Here is a 17,241-nt window from a genome sequence, read left to right on the forward strand (position 1 = left end):
ATTCGTATTCAAACTAAAAAATGCGAACAAAGCTAGGAAGCAGCCTTGTTCGCATTTTTTAGTTTCGATCGTTGTAAGAGGTTTCTGATGTTCGTAATTAACGTTACGATAGCATAGCCATTTAATATACACATAACTGGTATAATAAAAAAGCCATATCTTGGAATAGTTAGGAATAGATTGGATAATCCAATATACAGGATAAGAATAGAAGCAATTGCGATTGCTTCTTTTTTTCGAGAAATAAACGAAATAATCACCGTAATAAATGCTAGATTTACAATTAGATGATGGATCATCTTGACGAAGTTCACATAACCATATGCCGTGTAGAAATAGATGGCATCTGGAAGTTTAAATAATTCGTATGTTTTTCCTACCGTAAACCAAGCTAACCAGAGTCCAAAATTTGTTTCAAACCCTTCTTTTATTTTCATGAGTGCATATTCCTTACTATCCATGCCCAGTTCCTCTTGTTCTTTCCAATAATCCGAAAAGCTGTACATATCAAAAGGGTTACTCCCTGCAAACCAACTGTTGCCTGAATGTGTAGATAATAGAATAAACTCTTGAAACACAATAAAATTTCGAATTACCCATGGAGCAATAACCACGGCAGCACCCACTGCCCAAAGAGCACTAATGACGATTGACGTTTTTATTTGATGACGATATTTTAGAAACAAAATAACAAATGCAATTAGTACCAAAGGCGCAATTACTGGTCGGAGCATAACTCCATAACAAAATACAACTGCAAATAAGATATGAAAGATTTTCTTGTTTTTTTCTAACGCTATTAAAAATAAATAGATCGCTAAACAAAAGAAAAAGATACCCGGTATTTCAGTTAACGCTGTCCGAAAATAATGGTAAGGTGTAAAGTAGACGGCATAAAAAGCACTTGCAGCAACCCCCATCCATTGATTCTTAAACGTCTTCAAAGCAATGTTATAGATGAGTAAAATAGTAGCTAAACTTAATACCATATTAAACACAGTTACGATGATCATTTGTTCGACACCTAAGGTATTCGCGATAAGAAAGAGTACCACTAATATCATGGGATAACCAGGTGTTACAAATGCATTGCTTTCCCCATTTGTGTTGTAACCATAGATGCCATCTTCAATGAATTGATTTGCCATTTCCGTATATAGATAAGCGTCCCGACTCCCATACTTCCATGTATGCTCTTTTAGCGCCGCTATCCTTTCACTTATCACGCCATCGTCTAATTGTTGTTGAATCTCTTCATCAGTTGGTTGAACAAAATTACTCCCTGGATGCTCGATGAAAAAATAGATATAGATGAAAAAGGAAAGGAACAAAATGAGTCCAAGGATATATAATGGGGCCTTCTCATATAACTGTTGAAAAAAAGTAGATCGATTCATAGATTACCTCGCTATTAAATATACTCCAAAAACAATAATTGCTGCACCAGCCCATTGAATTGGGGTAACCGTTTCTTTAAAAATAACGTATCCAATAACAACACCTAATACATAAGCAAGACTTTGGAAGGGATAGGCAATGCTAAACGGCATTCTAGACAATATGTATAACCAAAGGCCTGTTGCTAATACATAGATTAGGCCACCACCAATAATATATGGCGATTTTATCACTTCAACTATCGTTCCTAACCCCATGGTGCCAATTTGCTGCATGCCCACTTTCCATAACATTTGACCACTAACTAAAAGCAAAATATTCACAACGAGCAAAAGATAATTCATATATTTTCTTTCCTTTTTTCCTCAAATTCTGAGCTTGAATTACGCTGCTGTTCTTTTAGTAATGCAAACTCTTGAGTTAAATGAATAACTTTCTGATTTAATTTCGAGATGCGCCTCGTTAAATCAAAAATCATAATAATCGTACTCAGTAAACCAAATAAGAATAATAAACTCGGTGCATAAACGATTCCTAACCAATCAGCGATTAGTTCCAACAATCCTCTTGAAAGACTCAGTATCCCCAAGATGACACTTAAAAAAAGCCAAATTAATGCATCTTTTGTTTCGAGAATCCCTCTCCGAACAGATTCAATAACGATGACAAAGAACAAACAAACAATAAGAAAACTAAATAAATTGATATTCATTGTTGCCTTACTCCTTAACAATAGACTGCATTAGGATGGAAAGTGTAACTTTTCCAAAGTAATATATGCTCTTCATAGGCGTTATCGATGATTCGCCACCAAGACGGGCATGCATATTGGCAGTGACTTCTTTAATTCTCATGTTTTTGCGATTCAAATGCATAAGTACTTCCGGCTCAGGATAATCTTTGGGATAATGATGAGCAAATAAAGTAATTACTTTACGATTAATGGCACGGTATCCAGAAGTAGGATCAGTAAAACGCTTTTTAGTTAGAAGCTTTAAAACAATATAAAAATAATAAATGCCAATTCTCCTTGTTTTACTCCCCTTATAATCCGTTTTCTTCAAGAACCTAGAGCCGATAACCATATCTTCTTCCTCCTTTATAATCGGCTCGATTAATTCTAATAAATCATGCACATTATGCTGGCCATCTGCATCAAATTGAACTGCAATTTCAAAGCCATGGTTATATGCATATTTATAACCTGTTTGCACTGCTCCGCCTATTCCTAGATTTTGGGGTAAATGTAATGACACAATGTCAAATGTATCAATTATTTCTTTTGTTCGGTCCGTGGATCCGTCATTCACCACGCATATCTCTAATCTATCGATCTGATTGCTTAACTCTATTAAACTTGTTAATGTGGTAGCAATACTAGCTTCTTCATTATAGGCAGGTACAATAATAATCGTCTTAGGAATAGTTTTGATATTCATGGATATTACTTCCCTTCTGCTTTGGAATTTTAAATAATTTTTGCAGATTCATTTTTCCAAATAGCACCCAATAAAAAGGAATAAATCGATACGTTACACGTACAGCCAACCAGCTGAGTAAACCTACAAGAATAAATGTGATCACTTGCCATCCGTGATAGATGATTGGCGATCCAGAGTTAACTAACTGTCTGAATACCATTAGGAACAAGGGATGGATGAGATAAATTCCAAAGGATGTTGCCCCTATTTCCATAAACACCATTTTGGTTCTTAATTGAAATGTTTGGTTTGCAAGATGAGCTAAATAGAACAAGAATACACCCGCAAATAAAGCATGCGTTGCCCATGTAAACTCCCCAATATAACTAGATACAAAACCAGGTAAGTAATTACCAATCGTTGTGAAAACACCAATCCTTGATAAATACATATAACCGGTATATAAAAATACCATTATGCCATAACCAAGGGTCAGTGGAATGATGATTCTCTCTTTAAAAAGTGGTTGCTTCCACTTAGCCTTTAAATCGTTATAATAGATTCCCAGAAATGCTCCCATAAAATAAAAAGATAAATAGGATAATGAAATCGACCCCTTCCAAGGAATATGGAAATAGTTGTTATTTAGAATAACCCATCCCCATTGCAATAGGAGGCCAATCCAAATGGCGTGTTTTCTTAAAAACGTTAATTTCTTAAAGGCAATCAAAAACAAAGGAAATAGTAGGTAGAATTGCACACTAATAAAGACGAAATATAAATGAGTATGTGCTTTCCCTAATGCCAATAAGGTTATAAAGCGGTTAATGGCAAAGGAAATACTGGGATAATCATAATAGACAACCATTTTTATAACAAAATAGAGTAAAGAAAATACAAAATAGGGAATTAAAATAAACTTTAGCCGCTTGCCATAAAATCGTTTCATTAATCCCCAGTTTGTTTCTCTAGGATAGTAATTATAAAATAATACAAAACTGCTTAGCATAATAAATGTTGGCGTACCTAGTTTTCCAGCTATATTCAAGAAATTATAAATCGGAAAAAGTACTGAATCTGGTTCAACATTTGTCACACCGCTCGATGAACCGTGAACCGCCAGTACTGCCAAAATCGCAAAAGCTCGTGCTAGCTGTATTTCATCCAGTGTATTCTTTCGCAATTGATTCACTCTCATCACCATTACCTATATCATATTTCCGAAGTAACTTGTACTGCCAACCATTGCTTAGCTTACTTCGATTTTTCTTTACTTGTTTCTATCCAATTCAATATTGGTCGATATCTTTCACTCACAAGACCAGTTACTTCCACAATTAATTCAACCATTATCAAGACGGTCATCAAAATAATCGTCGTTCCCCACATTGCTGAACGAGTTAATATGACAGCTGCTAAGCTAAACAACCCACTTAAAGCATAAATCATGATTACCGTCTGACTATGACTGTAGCCCATACGGATAATACAATGATGCAAATGGAATTTATCAGGAGCAGCTAATGGTTTCTTATGTACAATTCTGCGGATGATCGCAAATAATGTATCTAAAATCGGGATAGCCAAAATAATAATTGGAACCATTAGAGAAAAAAGCGCCACATTTTTGAATAAGCCCATTACTGCAATCACGCTTATCATATAACCAAGAAACAGAGATCCAGTATCTCCCATAAATATCTTGGCAGGATGGAAATTATAAACCAAAAATCCAATCGTACTTCCTAATAGCATGAAAGAGAGCAATGCAATTGGATAATTCCCCATTGAAATAGCCAGTACAGAAATGGTTAATAACGCAATCGAAGATACTCCTGCCGCTAGCCCGTCCAATCCATCAATAAGGTTGATCGCGTTTGTAATGGCTACAATCCAAATAATTGTTAATGGTATCGCGGCAATACCAAATTCAATTCGGTCACCAAATGGCACCGTTATAAATTCAATTGTGTACCCGCCAAACACAGGCACCATTGCTGCGATTAGTTGCCCACCAAACTTCACCTTAGCAGATAGTTGCATTACATCATCCAAAATGCCGACAAACATAATAATCGTTGCCCCAATTAAAATTGGCCAATAGTTGTACGTCTGTGGAAGAAAAATGAGAAATCCTAGTAAAAAGCTGCTATAAATAGCAAGACCACCTAACCGTGGCATCATTTTTTGATGTACTTTTCGATGATTTGGTTTATCAACTGCACCAATTACAATTGCCAGTTTTTTTACAAATGGAGTTAAAATAATTGCTGCAATTAAACATATAATAATACCACTATAGCTCACAGGGAGAATCCTCCTATTATTTTTAATGACTTCACAAAAATAAAAATGCTCATAAGAGCATAACTATTTTATCCTACTTCTGTGCTAGACATGTATGAAATTAAACGATAACTTTCTGTAATTTTGAAGAAGTATCTGGATAATGATAAGCTTTATATTTTTCTAATTCATCTGTTGTTACCAAAACAGAAGGATACTTCTTAAATCGTTGCATTTGTTCTACGCTATTCACTGTCCATGCAACAACTTGAATACCTAACCCTTCGCAACGATTCACATATTTTTCTTTTAAGCCATCATGTTTCACAGCAATATAGCTTGCGTCCAATTTTTCAATAAGTCGAAAATGAGAGCGTCTCAATTTATTAACTAACGGTCCTATTTTGACTTCACTTGAAAGTTCACGAAGTTTTGCTAGTGATTTATGATCAAATGAAATTACATAAACTTGCTCAATCATACCAACCTTTTGAATCATTTCGAAAACTTTCTCTTCCACAGAATCATATAATTTTGTGTTTTTCATTTCTATTGAAACAATAACTTGATTTTTAGCTAATCGAAGAACTTCTTCTAAAGTAGGAATTTTTTCGTTTTTCTCAATAGAGAATTCCTGAAGTTCTGATAGAGTATAGTCACGAATTTCGCCAACCCCATCGGTCATTCGATCAATTTTATAATCATGCATAACAACTGGGATACCATCTTTACTAAGATGTACATCCAATTCGATATGAGTAAATCCTAATTCAATAGCAGCTTGAAAAGAAGACATTGTATTTTCTGGATATTTAGCTGGATAACCTCGATGTCCAATACCTCTAATAGTCATCACCATTCTCCTTTCTGCTTTCGAAAATAGTAGTGTTTATTTTCGATTAATTCCATTATAAATCTAATGTATTAAGCGCATATTAGCTAAGAGTAAATAGTTTGTAAATTTGATGAATATAATATAAAAAATTTCTAAAACAAGGTGTTAAACAAATAAAATGGTTAAAAACGGAGGTAACAGGAGATGAAAAAAGTAATTACCTATGGAACATTCGATATCCTTCATACTGGTCATATCAATTTATTAAGACGTGCCAAGAAATATGGTGACTACTTAATTGTTGCTATCTCTACAGATACATTTAATGCAAAAAAAGGAAAACAGGCATACTATACTTTTGAACAAAGAAAATTGATACTAGAAGCAATCCAATATGTAGATGAAGTAATCCCAGAACAGACATGGGATCAAAAAAGAAAAGATATTGAAAAATACCATATTGATGTTTTCGTTATGGGAGATGATTGGAAAGGAAAGTTTGATGATTTACAAGAACTTTGTGAAGTTATTTATTTGCCCAGAACGATTGGGATATCCACAACAAAAATTAAGAAGGATTTAACAAAACCTACACATGAATAGAGAGTTACTGATTACTTTTTATCTGATCATCTTTCGAATTGTTTTTAATCTTTTTCAATTCTTTCCTATTCGAAAAAAAACAACCATGATTGCTTCCTTAGGTCATAACATCCGCTTTACAGCGGAAGCATTAGAAAAACACACAGACGAATCGATCATTATTTTAAAAACAAAACGATGTCAACTCGAATTCAGGTCAACGGACCGGCGTACCATTATTCCGTTCAATGCTAATCACCCATTTGATTGGCTGCGCTCTATTTACCATTTAGCAACCTCGCACGTTATCTTTGCTGATAATTATTATGGGATATTGGCTGTTACCAACTTCCGGCATCGTGTACGTGTTGTTCAACTGTGGCATGCCGCTGGGGCAATTAAAAAGTTCGGACTTCAAGATCCATCCAACAAATACCGCTCTAAAAAAGCGATTGCACGATTCCAAAAAGTGTATCAGCGTTTTACAGACGTTGTGATTGGATCTGAAAAAATGGCATCCATATTCAAAAGAAGCTTCCATATTTCGGATAATCGGTTACGACGTACTGGAATTCCAAGAACAGATTTCTTTTATCAAACAGATCATATACGTCAAGTCAAAAATGAGCTTCAGCATTCCATCGGTTACGATCAAACAAAAAAGATTATCCTATATGCTCCGACTTTTCGAAACATGCCGAAAGCAGATGTTCAATTAAATATAAAGCAGCTATATGACCATTTAAAACATGAATATCTTCTTTTCTTAAGCATTCATCCGTCGGAACAGATTACCGCTACCAATCGCTATCCAGATTTTGTGTTTGATGTTTCTCATTTTTCGATGAATCATATATTAACCATCACCGAAATACTAATTACAGATTACTCTTCCATTCCATTTGAATTTGCTTTTTTTCAACGTCCAATGATCTTTTTCGCTTATGATTTAGAGGATTATAAACAAGAAAGAGGAATGTGGCAGGAATATGAGAATCTCGTTCCAGGTCCAATTGTAAAGACAACCGAAGCGATTGTACATTTAATAAGGGCAAATCGATTTAACCTGAATCACATGCCAGATTTCCATAAAGAATGGAATACCTATTCTGATGGTCACGCTTCAAACCGATTGATTAAAACAATTTATCACCTTTAGCATACCAGTCAAAAAAATCTGGAGTAATGTCCACCAAGTTTTTTTCAAGCTGTCGAGAAAATGTTCGACAGCTATTTCCGTGCTTGGAAAGCAGACACCTATGCATAAAAAAGATAAAATTCATGCAGTTCACCCATCATTGTTGATCTGCATGACTTCTTTAGATGCCCAGTCTATCTTAAGGAACTCCAAGGATAGAAGGTCCTTTCACCTCTACGGAAGAACGATTGAGCCGAGATCACCGAGCGTGAGCTTCAGAAGAAGCTCGGGCGCTCGTTCGTGGAATGGGAGGAACCTTCGTTACTAACAGCAAAAAAGCTTGCGGAAAACCAACGGTTTCTCCGCAAGCTAATGAATTTGGAGTATGGTACTAAAAATTTGTTTCGTTCATTACGAATCTCGATGCTTTGCTTCAATCTGTTTGGAACCTAATATTAAATAATTTAATTCTTCTTTTGGGATCTTATTAAACTCCGTTCGTTTCACAAGGTAGAAAATTCCACCTAACACAATCCAAGCTAATAAAGCGATCCTTGATTCAATTCCTAAAAAGGCTGGTGATCCCGGAATAAGCAGCAATGCTAGGAACACAATACTTGCAATCATCCCTAATGCTGAGAGTGTTTTCTTAAACGGTGAAATCACATGTTTTTTTGGATTAAATTTCTCATCCTTCTTTGTCTTGAATAGTGTAAAGGCTGTGTAACACGTATAAAAATAAGCGATGGTTACACCAATGGAAGACATGTCCACAACCCATAATAAAGCTTCTCTCCCGAACCATGGAGCAAGAGCGGAAACCACAACCGTAAAGATAATCCCCACATACGGCGTTTTGTGTTTAGGGTGAAGTCTAGCAAAAGCTTCTGGTAAGATCTTCGCACGAGCCATTGCAAACAATAAGCGACTGGAAGAAATAATAAAACCATTTAATCCTGTAAATACTCCCATCGTAAGAGCTGTAACTAATAGCACAAGTCCCATCGTACCAAGTAGTTCTTGAATGGCTGCACCTGTACCCCAAACATGGTTTTCATTTACAAGCCCTTGCCAAGGTTCGATCATCGCTGTGGCAAGTATCATAAGACTATATAAAATAGCTGCAAATAAAATAGCAAGAATAATTAATGAAAAAGCTTTTTTTGAAGAAAAATGAAATTCTTCAGCAGCTTGTGGTACATTATCAAAACCTACATAAGCCCAAGGGGCAATCGCTACAATTGATATAATTGCTGCAAAAGCCGTTGTATCCGTAGGGTATAATGGTTGAATATTTGCCAAACCAGAACCTGGATGCCCACCAACCATAAAGGTAATGGCTACAATACTAAGTATCATAATACTACAAAATATAAATTGCATACGACCGGATAAGCCAGTCCCTTTGATATTAAAATATCCAAATGCCCCTAGCAATACAGCAGCAATAATAATTTCCATGCCATAAACATCCCAGCCGGCTATTTGGTAAAGATGTAAATTCTCGATTAAGGCAGGGAATACGAACTTAATCATTAAAGCAAATGCAGACGCGTTCAAAGCTACAATACAAATATAACCTAATGTTAAAAACCAACCGCTTATAAACGCATGCGTACGTCCTAAACTAATAAAAGCATATGCGAATTCCCCCCCTGATACGGGGAAACTTTTTATAAGGAAACCATAGCTGACAGCGATAAGCATCATTAATAAAGCACCAATACCGAAGCCAAGAATTACTCCCATTGGTCCAGCTGTAGACATCCACGTAGTAGGTTGAACAAATGCTCCCCAACCAATTGATGAACCTAAAGCAATAGCCCATACCCAATGGGCTTTCAAAGATTTTTGCAGTGTCGTTCTCTCTTCCATGATTGATCTCCTTTTTTTGGTCAAATGGACCTAGTTGTTCCGTTCACACCTGTAAAATTTTATCACAGTAGTTGAACAGTAAACAAACTCCATTTCTCCTCACATATCAACTAGAAAAGGAACGTCCGGGCAGATGGTGGCATTTTTAATTGAACAGAATACATTATGACCGTATTTCTTGAGTATTCGGAACCTTCCTATCTTTACACGCTGGAACATTCATTGAAATTCTATTTTTCAATACTAATTTTCCCTTTTGCAATCCACTATACATAAGATATGCAAGGATAAATACCAGCGGTGTAAACAACAGATTCCACTCTAATGTTTCAAGCATATCTTGATAGCCATAACTTTTCATGAGCATGCGTACGCTTTCCATTACAAACACATGCGATACATAGATCCCGACTGCGTTTGATCCGATCTTTGATATAAGGGAACCTTTTCCTATCTGATCATATCTAAGAATGAATAAGAAGAGTGTTACTAGAAATGGAATTGTAGATAAATAATAATTCCCTTCTTCCCCGTCCATTAAACGTAAAGTAATAAACCCTTCACCAACTTGCGTAATAGCAAATAACAGGAGAAGACCTACATATATAAATACCGGTATTCTATCCGATAATTTCTTCCACTTCTCAACATATTGAGCAAAGATGCCACCTAGCGAAATGTAGAATAAAGCAAAGAACAAGGTATCTCGTGTATTTATCGGTACCTCAAAAAAGGAAGTATAGGATTGTCCAAACAGCCCAACAAGATTTAATCCTAAACTAATTAAAAATAGGATACGAAGTAACCTACATTTGGTAAACAAAAACAAAAGACTAACCGACCAGATAAGCGCTAATAGAAACCATAAATGATACTGTGTAAAACCAGCCCCATAATAGAAGAGATCTAATGTAAAAACATCCTTTGTATAATTCCAAAACATCTCTTGTAAGGCTGGTATTGTTTTAGGCGTATCGATAAATTTAATACCCAAACTAAAGAGGTAATAAAAGAAAAACCAGGCTAGCCAAAGCTTAACTAACTTCCAAGTATATTTCTTGAAGTATGCCCACTGATAAACAAACGGTTTATCATGCTGTTGTTGGATGCTTTTCAATTTACTAATAAACAAATAGCCCGATACAACAAAGAAAAAAGGTACTGCAAACCGAGCTAATGTATCAATAACAAAATCGATATCATCACCTGCTATATTACCAAGCTTCGTATCACTTAACGTACCGGTATGGATACAGACAACAGCAAATATTGCATAGAATTTAAAATAATCAATACTATAATTGCGTCCCATGGTGTTTACCTTCCTTTCATATTGTTACCTATTATGTTTAATAAGTTAGTGTAAACGTAACACCATCTATTCATACTCTTTCGGACGTCGGCAGCAAGGTGTGCGGTATTTAATATATTTGTAAATGCTTATTAACTTTCGTTGCTAAAATTTAATATATTGCATAAAAAAAACCACAACTTTTGTGGTTTTCAACTTACAGAACTTAAATAAAAGATTAGAAGTTCTGTTTAACTATTTAAGCTATCTCCCCTCAAATATGCTTCTGATTTTCCTTTTGGGATACTTAAGGTTTGCCATGTATCACCCTTTAGCTGCTTGCTTATATAGAGAATCTGCCCAACATGAGAAGCATAATGGGCGAGTTGTCGCTCAATTGCATCAATGATGACAAGTGCTTCCCCGCGGATGCTGATATGCTTTTCTAAATCATGCTCATGTAGATGATTAAGAGCAGTAAACAAAACTTCCCACCCTTTCTCCCATAACTCGAACATTTCTTGGTTTGTAGCAATGGTATCGACAAACTCCTGATCGCGATTACGATCTGACTTCTCTCCATCAGTAGTTAGAAAGTCCTTCCATCTTGAATGCATATTTCCGCTCATATGTTTTACTATTACAGCAACACTGTTTGATACTTCGTTGGGTTTCCAGTGAATCTCATTATCATTCAGTTGAGCCATTGCTTTTTCACCTTGATCTTTTACTTGTTTGAACCGTTTTTGAATAACCTGAAGATAGATTATACCAATTGCCATATAAATCTCCTCCTCTATTATGTAGTTTCTACATACACACTATGATAGCTGTAATAAAGAACAGCTCCTTTAGGAAGCTGTTCTTTATTCTAGCCGAAGATCCCCCATAGCTTGCCGAAAATCAACCATAGTTGATTAAAAATAAACCCTAATGGATTGTCATTATCTTCTTCTTTATCATTATTTAATTGAGTTACCGTAACCGTTTCGACTGTCTCATGACCTGCTAGATCCACAACTTTAAATTCAAATTCATTCTCACCTTCTTCAAGATCTAGTTCAACTTCAATTTCATCCTTAAATTTATTCTTACCATAAGGTTTAGAGAGTTCATGTGTAAAGACATGGTCGCCATCAACAAATAAATTAATATCATCAAAGTTGTCCTTCACTTTGGCGGTTAGTGTGATCGAGTCTGATTTGGTTTTCTTTTTCCCTTTTACGTTTAATTTTGCTTTTGAACTATCAACGAAGTACCTGCGCCCAATTTCTGTTTCATTTCCAACATGATCGACTGCCTTAATATGTTTAAAGTAGTAGCCATCTTTTTTATGATCCATCGGTAATGAAAAGTCATAACGCTCTTCTGCTTCATTGTAAATAAGCTCGGCTTTTTCTCCATCAATGGTAACTTCTTTTACACCGGATTCATCTGTAACATATCCCTCAAAAATAACTTCCCTATCTGCATCAACGCCATTCATTTCAGGTGTAAGTAAATGTAAATCTGGAACGGTTGTGTCCGGTTCCACCATTTCCGCATCCACTTCCACTTCATTACCGGCGTAATCCGCTGTTACAACCGTAATGGTATCTTCCGGTTCAATTCCCGTTAATGGATGTTCCGTTTCCCCATCGACATAAGGTTCTTCTAAGACAGGTTCTCCATTAACAAATACATCCCAATAGGCGACGCCACTACCTTCTCCTTTATCTGTGGCATTGACCGTTAAAAGTTCGTTATCAAAGCTATAACTTGCTTCTACTTCTGGAGCCGTATTATCCAATATAACTGGTAATTGCAGGCTTTGCCATTCTGCTCCCTCAAAATCAATTACAGCTTCTACTTGAAGATAATAATTACCTTCAGGTGCCTGTTCCCCTTTTATTTTCCCGTCCCAAGCTCTTGCACCGGAAATAGAGTAATAGGCCGCTGCACCAGAATCATAATGATTTTTTGTTAATTCGGATTCTAAGCGAATCGTCCTTACCTTCTTCCCATCTTTATTAAGAACAGTAAACTTCGCATCCTTTGCATTTCTTAGGAATGACAGCATCATGAGTGCATCGTCCTGTACACCATCGCCATTTGGAGAGAATGCAATCTTTTCTGGATCTACTTCACCAGTAGCTAAATCTTCTCCTAAATAACCATATTGCATTTCTCCAGCATCGTCTTCTCCTAATGATGTGACAACAGATGTCATTCCATAGAATGAATCCTCATCCCAGATAGGTTCATCAAAAATTGGAGCATCGTCCCATTCTCCTTTAAATCCTACATAAGGAACAGCCAATTCGGGGTTAGTATCTGTCGGATCCGTTAATGTTACAAATCCCTCGAGCCAATATCCATTTGTAAAGATCTCTGATAGTGAATCATCTACGGAACTTATATCGATTGTAACGGTAAATGTCGTGGAATCATTTGCTGGAACTTCAATGGTTGTACTCGTTTCTCCATTAATTGTCGCCAACTCTCCAAGATCGTTTGCTGCAAAATCATTTGGGGCTGTCACCGTAACGCCTCCGCCATCTACGGGAGTATCCGTTTGGACATTAGCCTTGACATCATACGTTACCGCTTCATCACTTACATTCTCTGCAGTTAATTCAAACGATACTTGATCGCCTTCTATCTCTTTCAAAGCCACTTTGGCCTCATTTGTTTCTGCTTCTGTCACAACAACTGGCGTGGATAACGCTGCATGTAATTGCATGATTCCCGCCCCTTGTCGACGTGGAGATACTGGCTCACCTTCAAATTCAACTTGATCAGAAGTATTCATCATTAATTTTTTCGCTAGATTAACTCGATCTGCCTGCTCATATCCAAATTCTTCATCTACACGTTGCAATACAAGTGCGCTTCCCCCCGATACATGAGGAGCTGCCATGGATGTCCCGCTCATTAAACCATATTGGTTATCATTCAATGTCGAATAGATTTGCCCGCCTGGAGCCGTAATTTCTGGTTTAAAGTCTAGATTTGGCGTTAATCCCCAAGATGTGAAAGCACTCATCTTTCCAGCATCAGGATTATCAATTGTTGCTGTATCTCCTGAGAATCCAACGGTTACAGCTTGTCCATTGTTAAGTGCCTCAGCCAATTGATCTCCATCACTTTTTAGCATAAATAACTGCGGTATCGTAATTGCTGCGTCTGTTGCCATATTAACAATACCATCTGTATTATTGTAGATAATTACACCAGCAGCACCATTTTCTTGTGCATTCAATGCTTTTTCAGTAAATGCAAGTTCTCCTCTTTGGATTAACGCATACTTTCCTTCTACTTCTTTTCCTTCAAAATCTTCAGGATATCCTAAGCCCGCCTCAATGACCTCAAAGGCTGAACCATCAGTCGGAGGACTTGTCTGACCAGCCGATAAAAATGCTGCCGTTCCTGAATCCCCATCAATCGTGTAATCAAGTTCATCTACTTCCATGAATGTATTTTCATAAGAAGCTACCTGTAAAGAATCATCAGCTACTCCAGGTGAACCTACTAGCCCGTAATCTGGATTGGAAGCGTATGGGTAAAAATAGCCATCAGCAAACAATGCAGAGTTCCCGGCGGATATTGACATTAGTACACCATTGTCTACCGCACGCGTTACCGCTTGTTGTTCAGGTGAATCTGCGTCCACAAAACCTGATGGCGAACCAAGGCTCATATTTAGAGCATCCACACCTAACTTAATCGCATCATCAATTGCTTTTATATAGATATCACCAAACGTATATTGCATCTCTGGATCATTCCCAAATACTTTAAGTGCAAGTAATTGAGCCTCTGGAGCTATCCCTAGCACTCCCCCATTTTCTTCATCACCATTAGCGGCAACCGTACCAGCTACATGCATCCCATGATAGTTTGCCTCTGCATGTATTTCTCTTATTTCGTCATTCTCATCCATATAGTTATATCCATATGGTACTTTATTGGTATAATAACCGCCTGGAAGGTCCTCCTCTTCAATAATCCCATTCACGGTATCTTCTGTGAGAGCTGCTGACTCATTGTCAGAAAGCACCATATCCTGGTGAGTAGGATCAATTCCAGTATCAATAATTCCAACAACCATTCCTTCACCCTTGAAACCATAATCTCTCCATGCTTGTTGTGCCTCTACGAGCTCTTTGCTGTATTTCATATTAGGCTTTGCAATTGGACGTTCATACTTATTCACTACATGAACCTCTTTGACGCTAGGAATCGAACTAACTTTTTCTATGTCACCTTGCTTTATTTCTGCACTAAAACCATTTACGACCGTCGTAAACTCTTGTAAGTATTCTGCTTCTACTTTCTGTTGTGTCATTTCTGATTTAATTGTTTTTTGTTTCTTTTTCGCATCTACTTCTAATTTCTTTTTCTCACTTTCAGCCATACTATTAAAGGTTATCCCTCGTTTTGTGGCTACTTCAATAGCAGGCTGATCATCTACTTCAACAATGACACGTACCTCTTTATCAGGATCTTCTGTTGCATTCAGTTTATCCTTGGATAATTCCGTTTTCTTTAACGCTTGTCCAGATAATTGACTGATAGCATTTACTGTAGAAAAATTACTGAACGTGAGTAAGAATACAAATAAAATAAGAATAGTCCGTCTTATTCTCGGTTTTCCCTTCATTGACTTCTCCCCCTCTTCATAGTTTACTAGACTAAAGTGAGCCTCCTCCCTCTGAATGTACTAAGACTTAATATTCAGATTATAACAATCATATTAAATTTCAGAAAATTACACCAGTATCTAAAGTCCTAGTCGATAAGTTACATAATAAGTTGTGGATCGGCAACTTATTCATTTGTTTTATTTTATTTTTGCCATACTTATCCAATATATGACAATTTAAGTCCTTACGATAATCGTGACTAAAGACCCTGAAGAGGGATTACTTTGGTAAAATAAAACTCTCTCTTTCATTTTCAAAATGAATCAAAGTAAAAAACTACACCCCTAAGTGAGGTGTAGTTTTTAAAATCTACGATTCATTTATAACCAGTTCGTATGGAATACGCCTTCTTTGTCTTTTCGTTGGTACGTATGTGCACCAAAATAATCCCGTTGTGCTTGGAGTAAGTTAGCAGGTAAGTCTTCTGCACGGTAACTATCGTAATAAGCAATTGCACTTGAAAATGCCGGAACAGCTATTCCTTGTTTTATTGCAATTGCAACGACTTCACGTAATGCATCCTGATACCCTTCAACAATCTCTTTGAAGTAAGGATCTAACATTAGGTTAGCTAATCCTGGTTCACGATCATACGCATCTTTAATCTTTTGTAAGAAATGCGCACGTATAATGCAACCACCACGCCAGATCATGGCAATATCACCATATCGTAGATTCCAGCCATTTTCTTCTGATTGAGCACGCATTTGTGCAAATCCTTGAGCATAAGAACAAATTTTACTCATGTACAATGCTTTACGTACCGCTTCAATTAGTTCTTGTTTGTCCCCGGAATATGAAAGTACAGCTGGACCTTGCAATTGTTTACTTGCCTTCACGCGTTCCTCTTTCATTGCTGAAATAAACCTTGCAAAAACAGATTCCGTAATTAATGGAAGTGGTACCCCTAAGTCAAGGGCATTCTTGCTTGTCCATTTACCTGTTCCTTTTTGTCCTGCAGTATCTAAAATGACTTCGACTAATGGTTTTCCAGTTTCTTGGTCTTTTTTTGTAAAGATATCCGCCGTAATTTCGATTAAATAACTGTCTAATTCACCTTTATTCCATTCGGCAAAAACCTCATGTAATTCATCCGTGTCCAAACCTAACACATGTTTTAAAATATAATAAGCCTCGGAAATAAGCTGCATATCCCCGTATTCAATGCCATTATGAACCATTTTTACATAGTGTCCTGCTCCATCTGGACCTATGTATGTTGTACAAGCCTCTCCATCTACTTTTGCAGAAATCGCCTCAAAAATTGGCGCGACTAAGTCATACGCCTCTTTTTGGCCACCAGGCATAATGGAAGGTCCTTTTAATGCTCCTTCTTCTCCTCCAGATACACCTGTCCCAATAAAGTGAATTCCTTTATCTTCCAATAACTTATTCCTGCGAATCGTCTCTTCATATAATGTATTCCCACCATCAATAAGAATATCACCTTTATCTAAATGCGGAAGCAGCGACTCAATGGTCGCATCTGTTGGCCTCCCTGCTTTTACCATCAACATAATCTTTCTCGGCTTTTCAAGCGATTGAACAAATTCTTCAATCGTTTTCGACCCTTTAAAGTTCTTTCCTTTAGCTTCATTTTCTAAAAAAGCCTCTGTTTTATCGCCAGAACGGTTATAAACAGCAACGGAGTACCCTCGACTTTCAATGTTTAACGCTAGGTTTTTCCCCATTACCGCTAAACCGATAACACCAATTTGTTGTTCCATGAA

General features: G+C 36.7%; 14 protein-coding genes. 2 read left to right on the forward strand and 12 right to left on the reverse strand.

The window, feature by feature from the left end; genetic code table 11:
- Positions 1–32: 32 nt before the first annotated feature.
- From JKP73_RS04435 to JKP73_RS04465, 7 genes are all read right to left on the reverse strand, one after another.
- A complete protein-coding gene (locus tag JKP73_RS04435; RefSeq protein ID WP_160806811.1) occupies positions 33–1,397 on the reverse strand; it encodes an ArnT family glycosyltransferase in 1,365 nt (454 codons plus the stop codon).
- 3 nt (positions 1,398–1,400) lie between these two features.
- Positions 1,401–1,742: an EamA family transporter gene (locus JKP73_RS04440; protein WP_021289764.1), complete on the reverse strand. Its 342-nt coding sequence runs from the start codon at positions 1,740–1,742 to the stop codon at positions 1,401–1,403.
- Complete coding sequence (locus tag JKP73_RS04445) at positions 1,739–2,110, reverse strand: DUF2304 domain-containing protein (RefSeq protein WP_021289765.1); 372 nt, start codon at positions 2,108–2,110, stop codon at positions 1,739–1,741. Before JKP73_RS04445 ends, JKP73_RS04440 begins: the two co-directional genes overlap by 4 nt.
- 7 nt (positions 2,111–2,117) lie before the next feature.
- Positions 2,118–2,837, reverse strand: coding sequence for a glycosyltransferase family 2 protein (locus tag JKP73_RS04450; protein WP_160806813.1), 720 nt, complete (start codon positions 2,835–2,837; stop codon positions 2,118–2,120).
- Positions 2,815–4,011: an acyltransferase gene (locus JKP73_RS04455; protein ID WP_200410952.1), complete on the reverse strand. Its 1,197-nt coding sequence runs from the start codon at positions 4,009–4,011 to the stop codon at positions 2,815–2,817. The genes JKP73_RS04450 and JKP73_RS04455 overlap by 23 nt, the downstream gene beginning before the upstream one ends.
- A gap of 62 nt (positions 4,012–4,073) precedes the next feature.
- Positions 4,074–5,126, reverse strand: a complete 1,053-nt coding sequence (locus JKP73_RS04460; protein ID WP_021289768.1) for a glycosyltransferase family 4 protein — start codon at positions 5,124–5,126, stop codon at positions 4,074–4,076.
- A 100-nt stretch (positions 5,127–5,226) separates the two neighbouring features.
- Positions 5,227–5,958: a glycerophosphodiester phosphodiesterase gene (locus JKP73_RS04465; protein WP_160806815.1), complete on the reverse strand. Its 732-nt coding sequence runs from the start codon at positions 5,956–5,958 to the stop codon at positions 5,227–5,229.
- A 186-nt stretch (positions 5,959–6,144) separates the two neighbouring features.
- Between JKP73_RS04465 and tagD the strand changes: the two genes are divergently transcribed.
- The gene (gene tagD / locus JKP73_RS04470; RefSeq protein ID WP_021289770.1) at positions 6,145–6,543 is read left to right on the forward strand and encodes a glycerol-3-phosphate cytidylyltransferase; all 399 of its coding nucleotides are present in this window, start codon (positions 6,145–6,147) and stop codon (positions 6,541–6,543) included.
- The gene (locus tag JKP73_RS04475; RefSeq protein ID WP_021289771.1) at positions 6,536–7,681 is read left to right on the forward strand and encodes a CDP-glycerol glycerophosphotransferase family protein; all 1,146 of its coding nucleotides are present in this window, start codon (positions 6,536–6,538) and stop codon (positions 7,679–7,681) included. The genes tagD and JKP73_RS04475 overlap by 8 nt, the downstream gene beginning before the upstream one ends.
- A 390-nt stretch (positions 7,682–8,071) precedes the next feature.
- Here the strand turns inward: JKP73_RS04475 and JKP73_RS04480 are convergent, their stop codons facing one another.
- From JKP73_RS04480 to gnd, 5 genes are all read right to left on the reverse strand, one after another.
- Positions 8,072–9,535, reverse strand: coding sequence for an APC family permease (locus tag JKP73_RS04480; RefSeq protein WP_021289772.1), 1,464 nt, complete (start codon positions 9,533–9,535; stop codon positions 8,072–8,074).
- A 163-nt stretch (positions 9,536–9,698) separates the two neighbouring features.
- Positions 9,699–10,847 carry an acyltransferase gene (locus tag JKP73_RS04485; protein ID WP_021289773.1) on the reverse strand — a complete coding sequence of 383 codons (1,149 nt, stop codon included), beginning with the start codon at positions 10,845–10,847 and terminating at the stop codon, positions 9,699–9,701.
- A gap of 230 nt (positions 10,848–11,077) precedes the next feature.
- Positions 11,078–11,608 carry a DUF1572 family protein gene (locus tag JKP73_RS04490; protein WP_021289774.1) on the reverse strand — a complete coding sequence of 177 codons (531 nt, stop codon included), beginning with the start codon at positions 11,606–11,608 and terminating at the stop codon, positions 11,078–11,080.
- Positions 11,609–11,697: 89 nt separating this feature from the next.
- Positions 11,698–15,468 (reverse strand): S8 family serine peptidase, encoded by a 3,771-nt coding sequence (locus tag JKP73_RS04495; protein ID WP_021289775.1) that lies wholly within the window; start codon positions 15,466–15,468, stop codon positions 11,698–11,700.
- A gap of 363 nt (positions 15,469–15,831) precedes the next feature.
- The gene (gnd, locus tag JKP73_RS04500; RefSeq protein WP_031335187.1) at positions 15,832–17,238 is read right to left on the reverse strand and encodes an NADP-dependent phosphogluconate dehydrogenase; all 1,407 of its coding nucleotides are present in this window, start codon (positions 17,236–17,238) and stop codon (positions 15,832–15,834) included.
- Positions 17,239–17,241 lie beyond the last annotated feature (3 nt).

Source organism: Virgibacillus salexigens (assembly GCF_014905415.1).
Lineage (GTDB): Bacteria > Bacillota > Bacilli > Bacillales > Amphibacillaceae > Virgibacillus > Virgibacillus salexigens.

Coding starts and splice junctions, on each gene's coding strand:
- JKP73_RS04450 (WP_160806813.1), bottom strand. CDS start 2,837: ATGAATATCAAAACTATTCCTAAGACGATTATTATTGTACCTGCCTAT.
- JKP73_RS04475 (WP_021289771.1), top strand. CDS start 6,536: ATGAATAGAGAGTTACTGATTACTTTTTATCTGATCATCTTTCGAATT.
- JKP73_RS04480 (WP_021289772.1), bottom strand. CDS start 9,535: ATGGAAGAGAGAACGACACTGCAAAAATCTTTGAAAGCCCATTGGGTA.
- JKP73_RS04435 (WP_160806811.1), bottom strand. CDS start 1,397: ATGAATCGATCTACTTTTTTTCAACAGTTATATGAGAAGGCCCCATTA.
- JKP73_RS04445 (WP_021289765.1), bottom strand. CDS start 2,110: ATGAATATCAATTTATTTAGTTTTCTTATTGTTTGTTTGTTCTTTGTC.
- JKP73_RS04465 (WP_160806815.1), bottom strand. CDS start 5,958: ATGACTATTAGAGGTATTGGACATCGAGGTTATCCAGCTAAATATCCA.
- JKP73_RS04490 (WP_021289774.1), bottom strand. CDS start 11,608: ATGGCAATTGGTATAATCTATCTTCAGGTTATTCAAAAACGGTTCAAA.
- JKP73_RS04495 (WP_021289775.1), bottom strand. CDS start 15,468: ATGAAGGGAAAACCGAGAATAAGACGGACTATTCTTATTTTATTTGTA.
- JKP73_RS04485 (WP_021289773.1), bottom strand. CDS start 10,847: ATGGGACGCAATTATAGTATTGATTATTTTAAATTCTATGCAATATTT.
- tagD (WP_021289770.1), top strand. CDS start 6,145: ATGAAAAAAGTAATTACCTATGGAACATTCGATATCCTTCATACTGGT.
- gnd (WP_031335187.1), bottom strand. CDS start 17,238: ATGGAACAACAAATTGGTGTTATCGGTTTAGCGGTAATGGGGAAAAAC.
- JKP73_RS04440 (WP_021289764.1), bottom strand. CDS start 1,742: ATGAATTATCTTTTGCTCGTTGTGAATATTTTGCTTTTAGTTAGTGGT.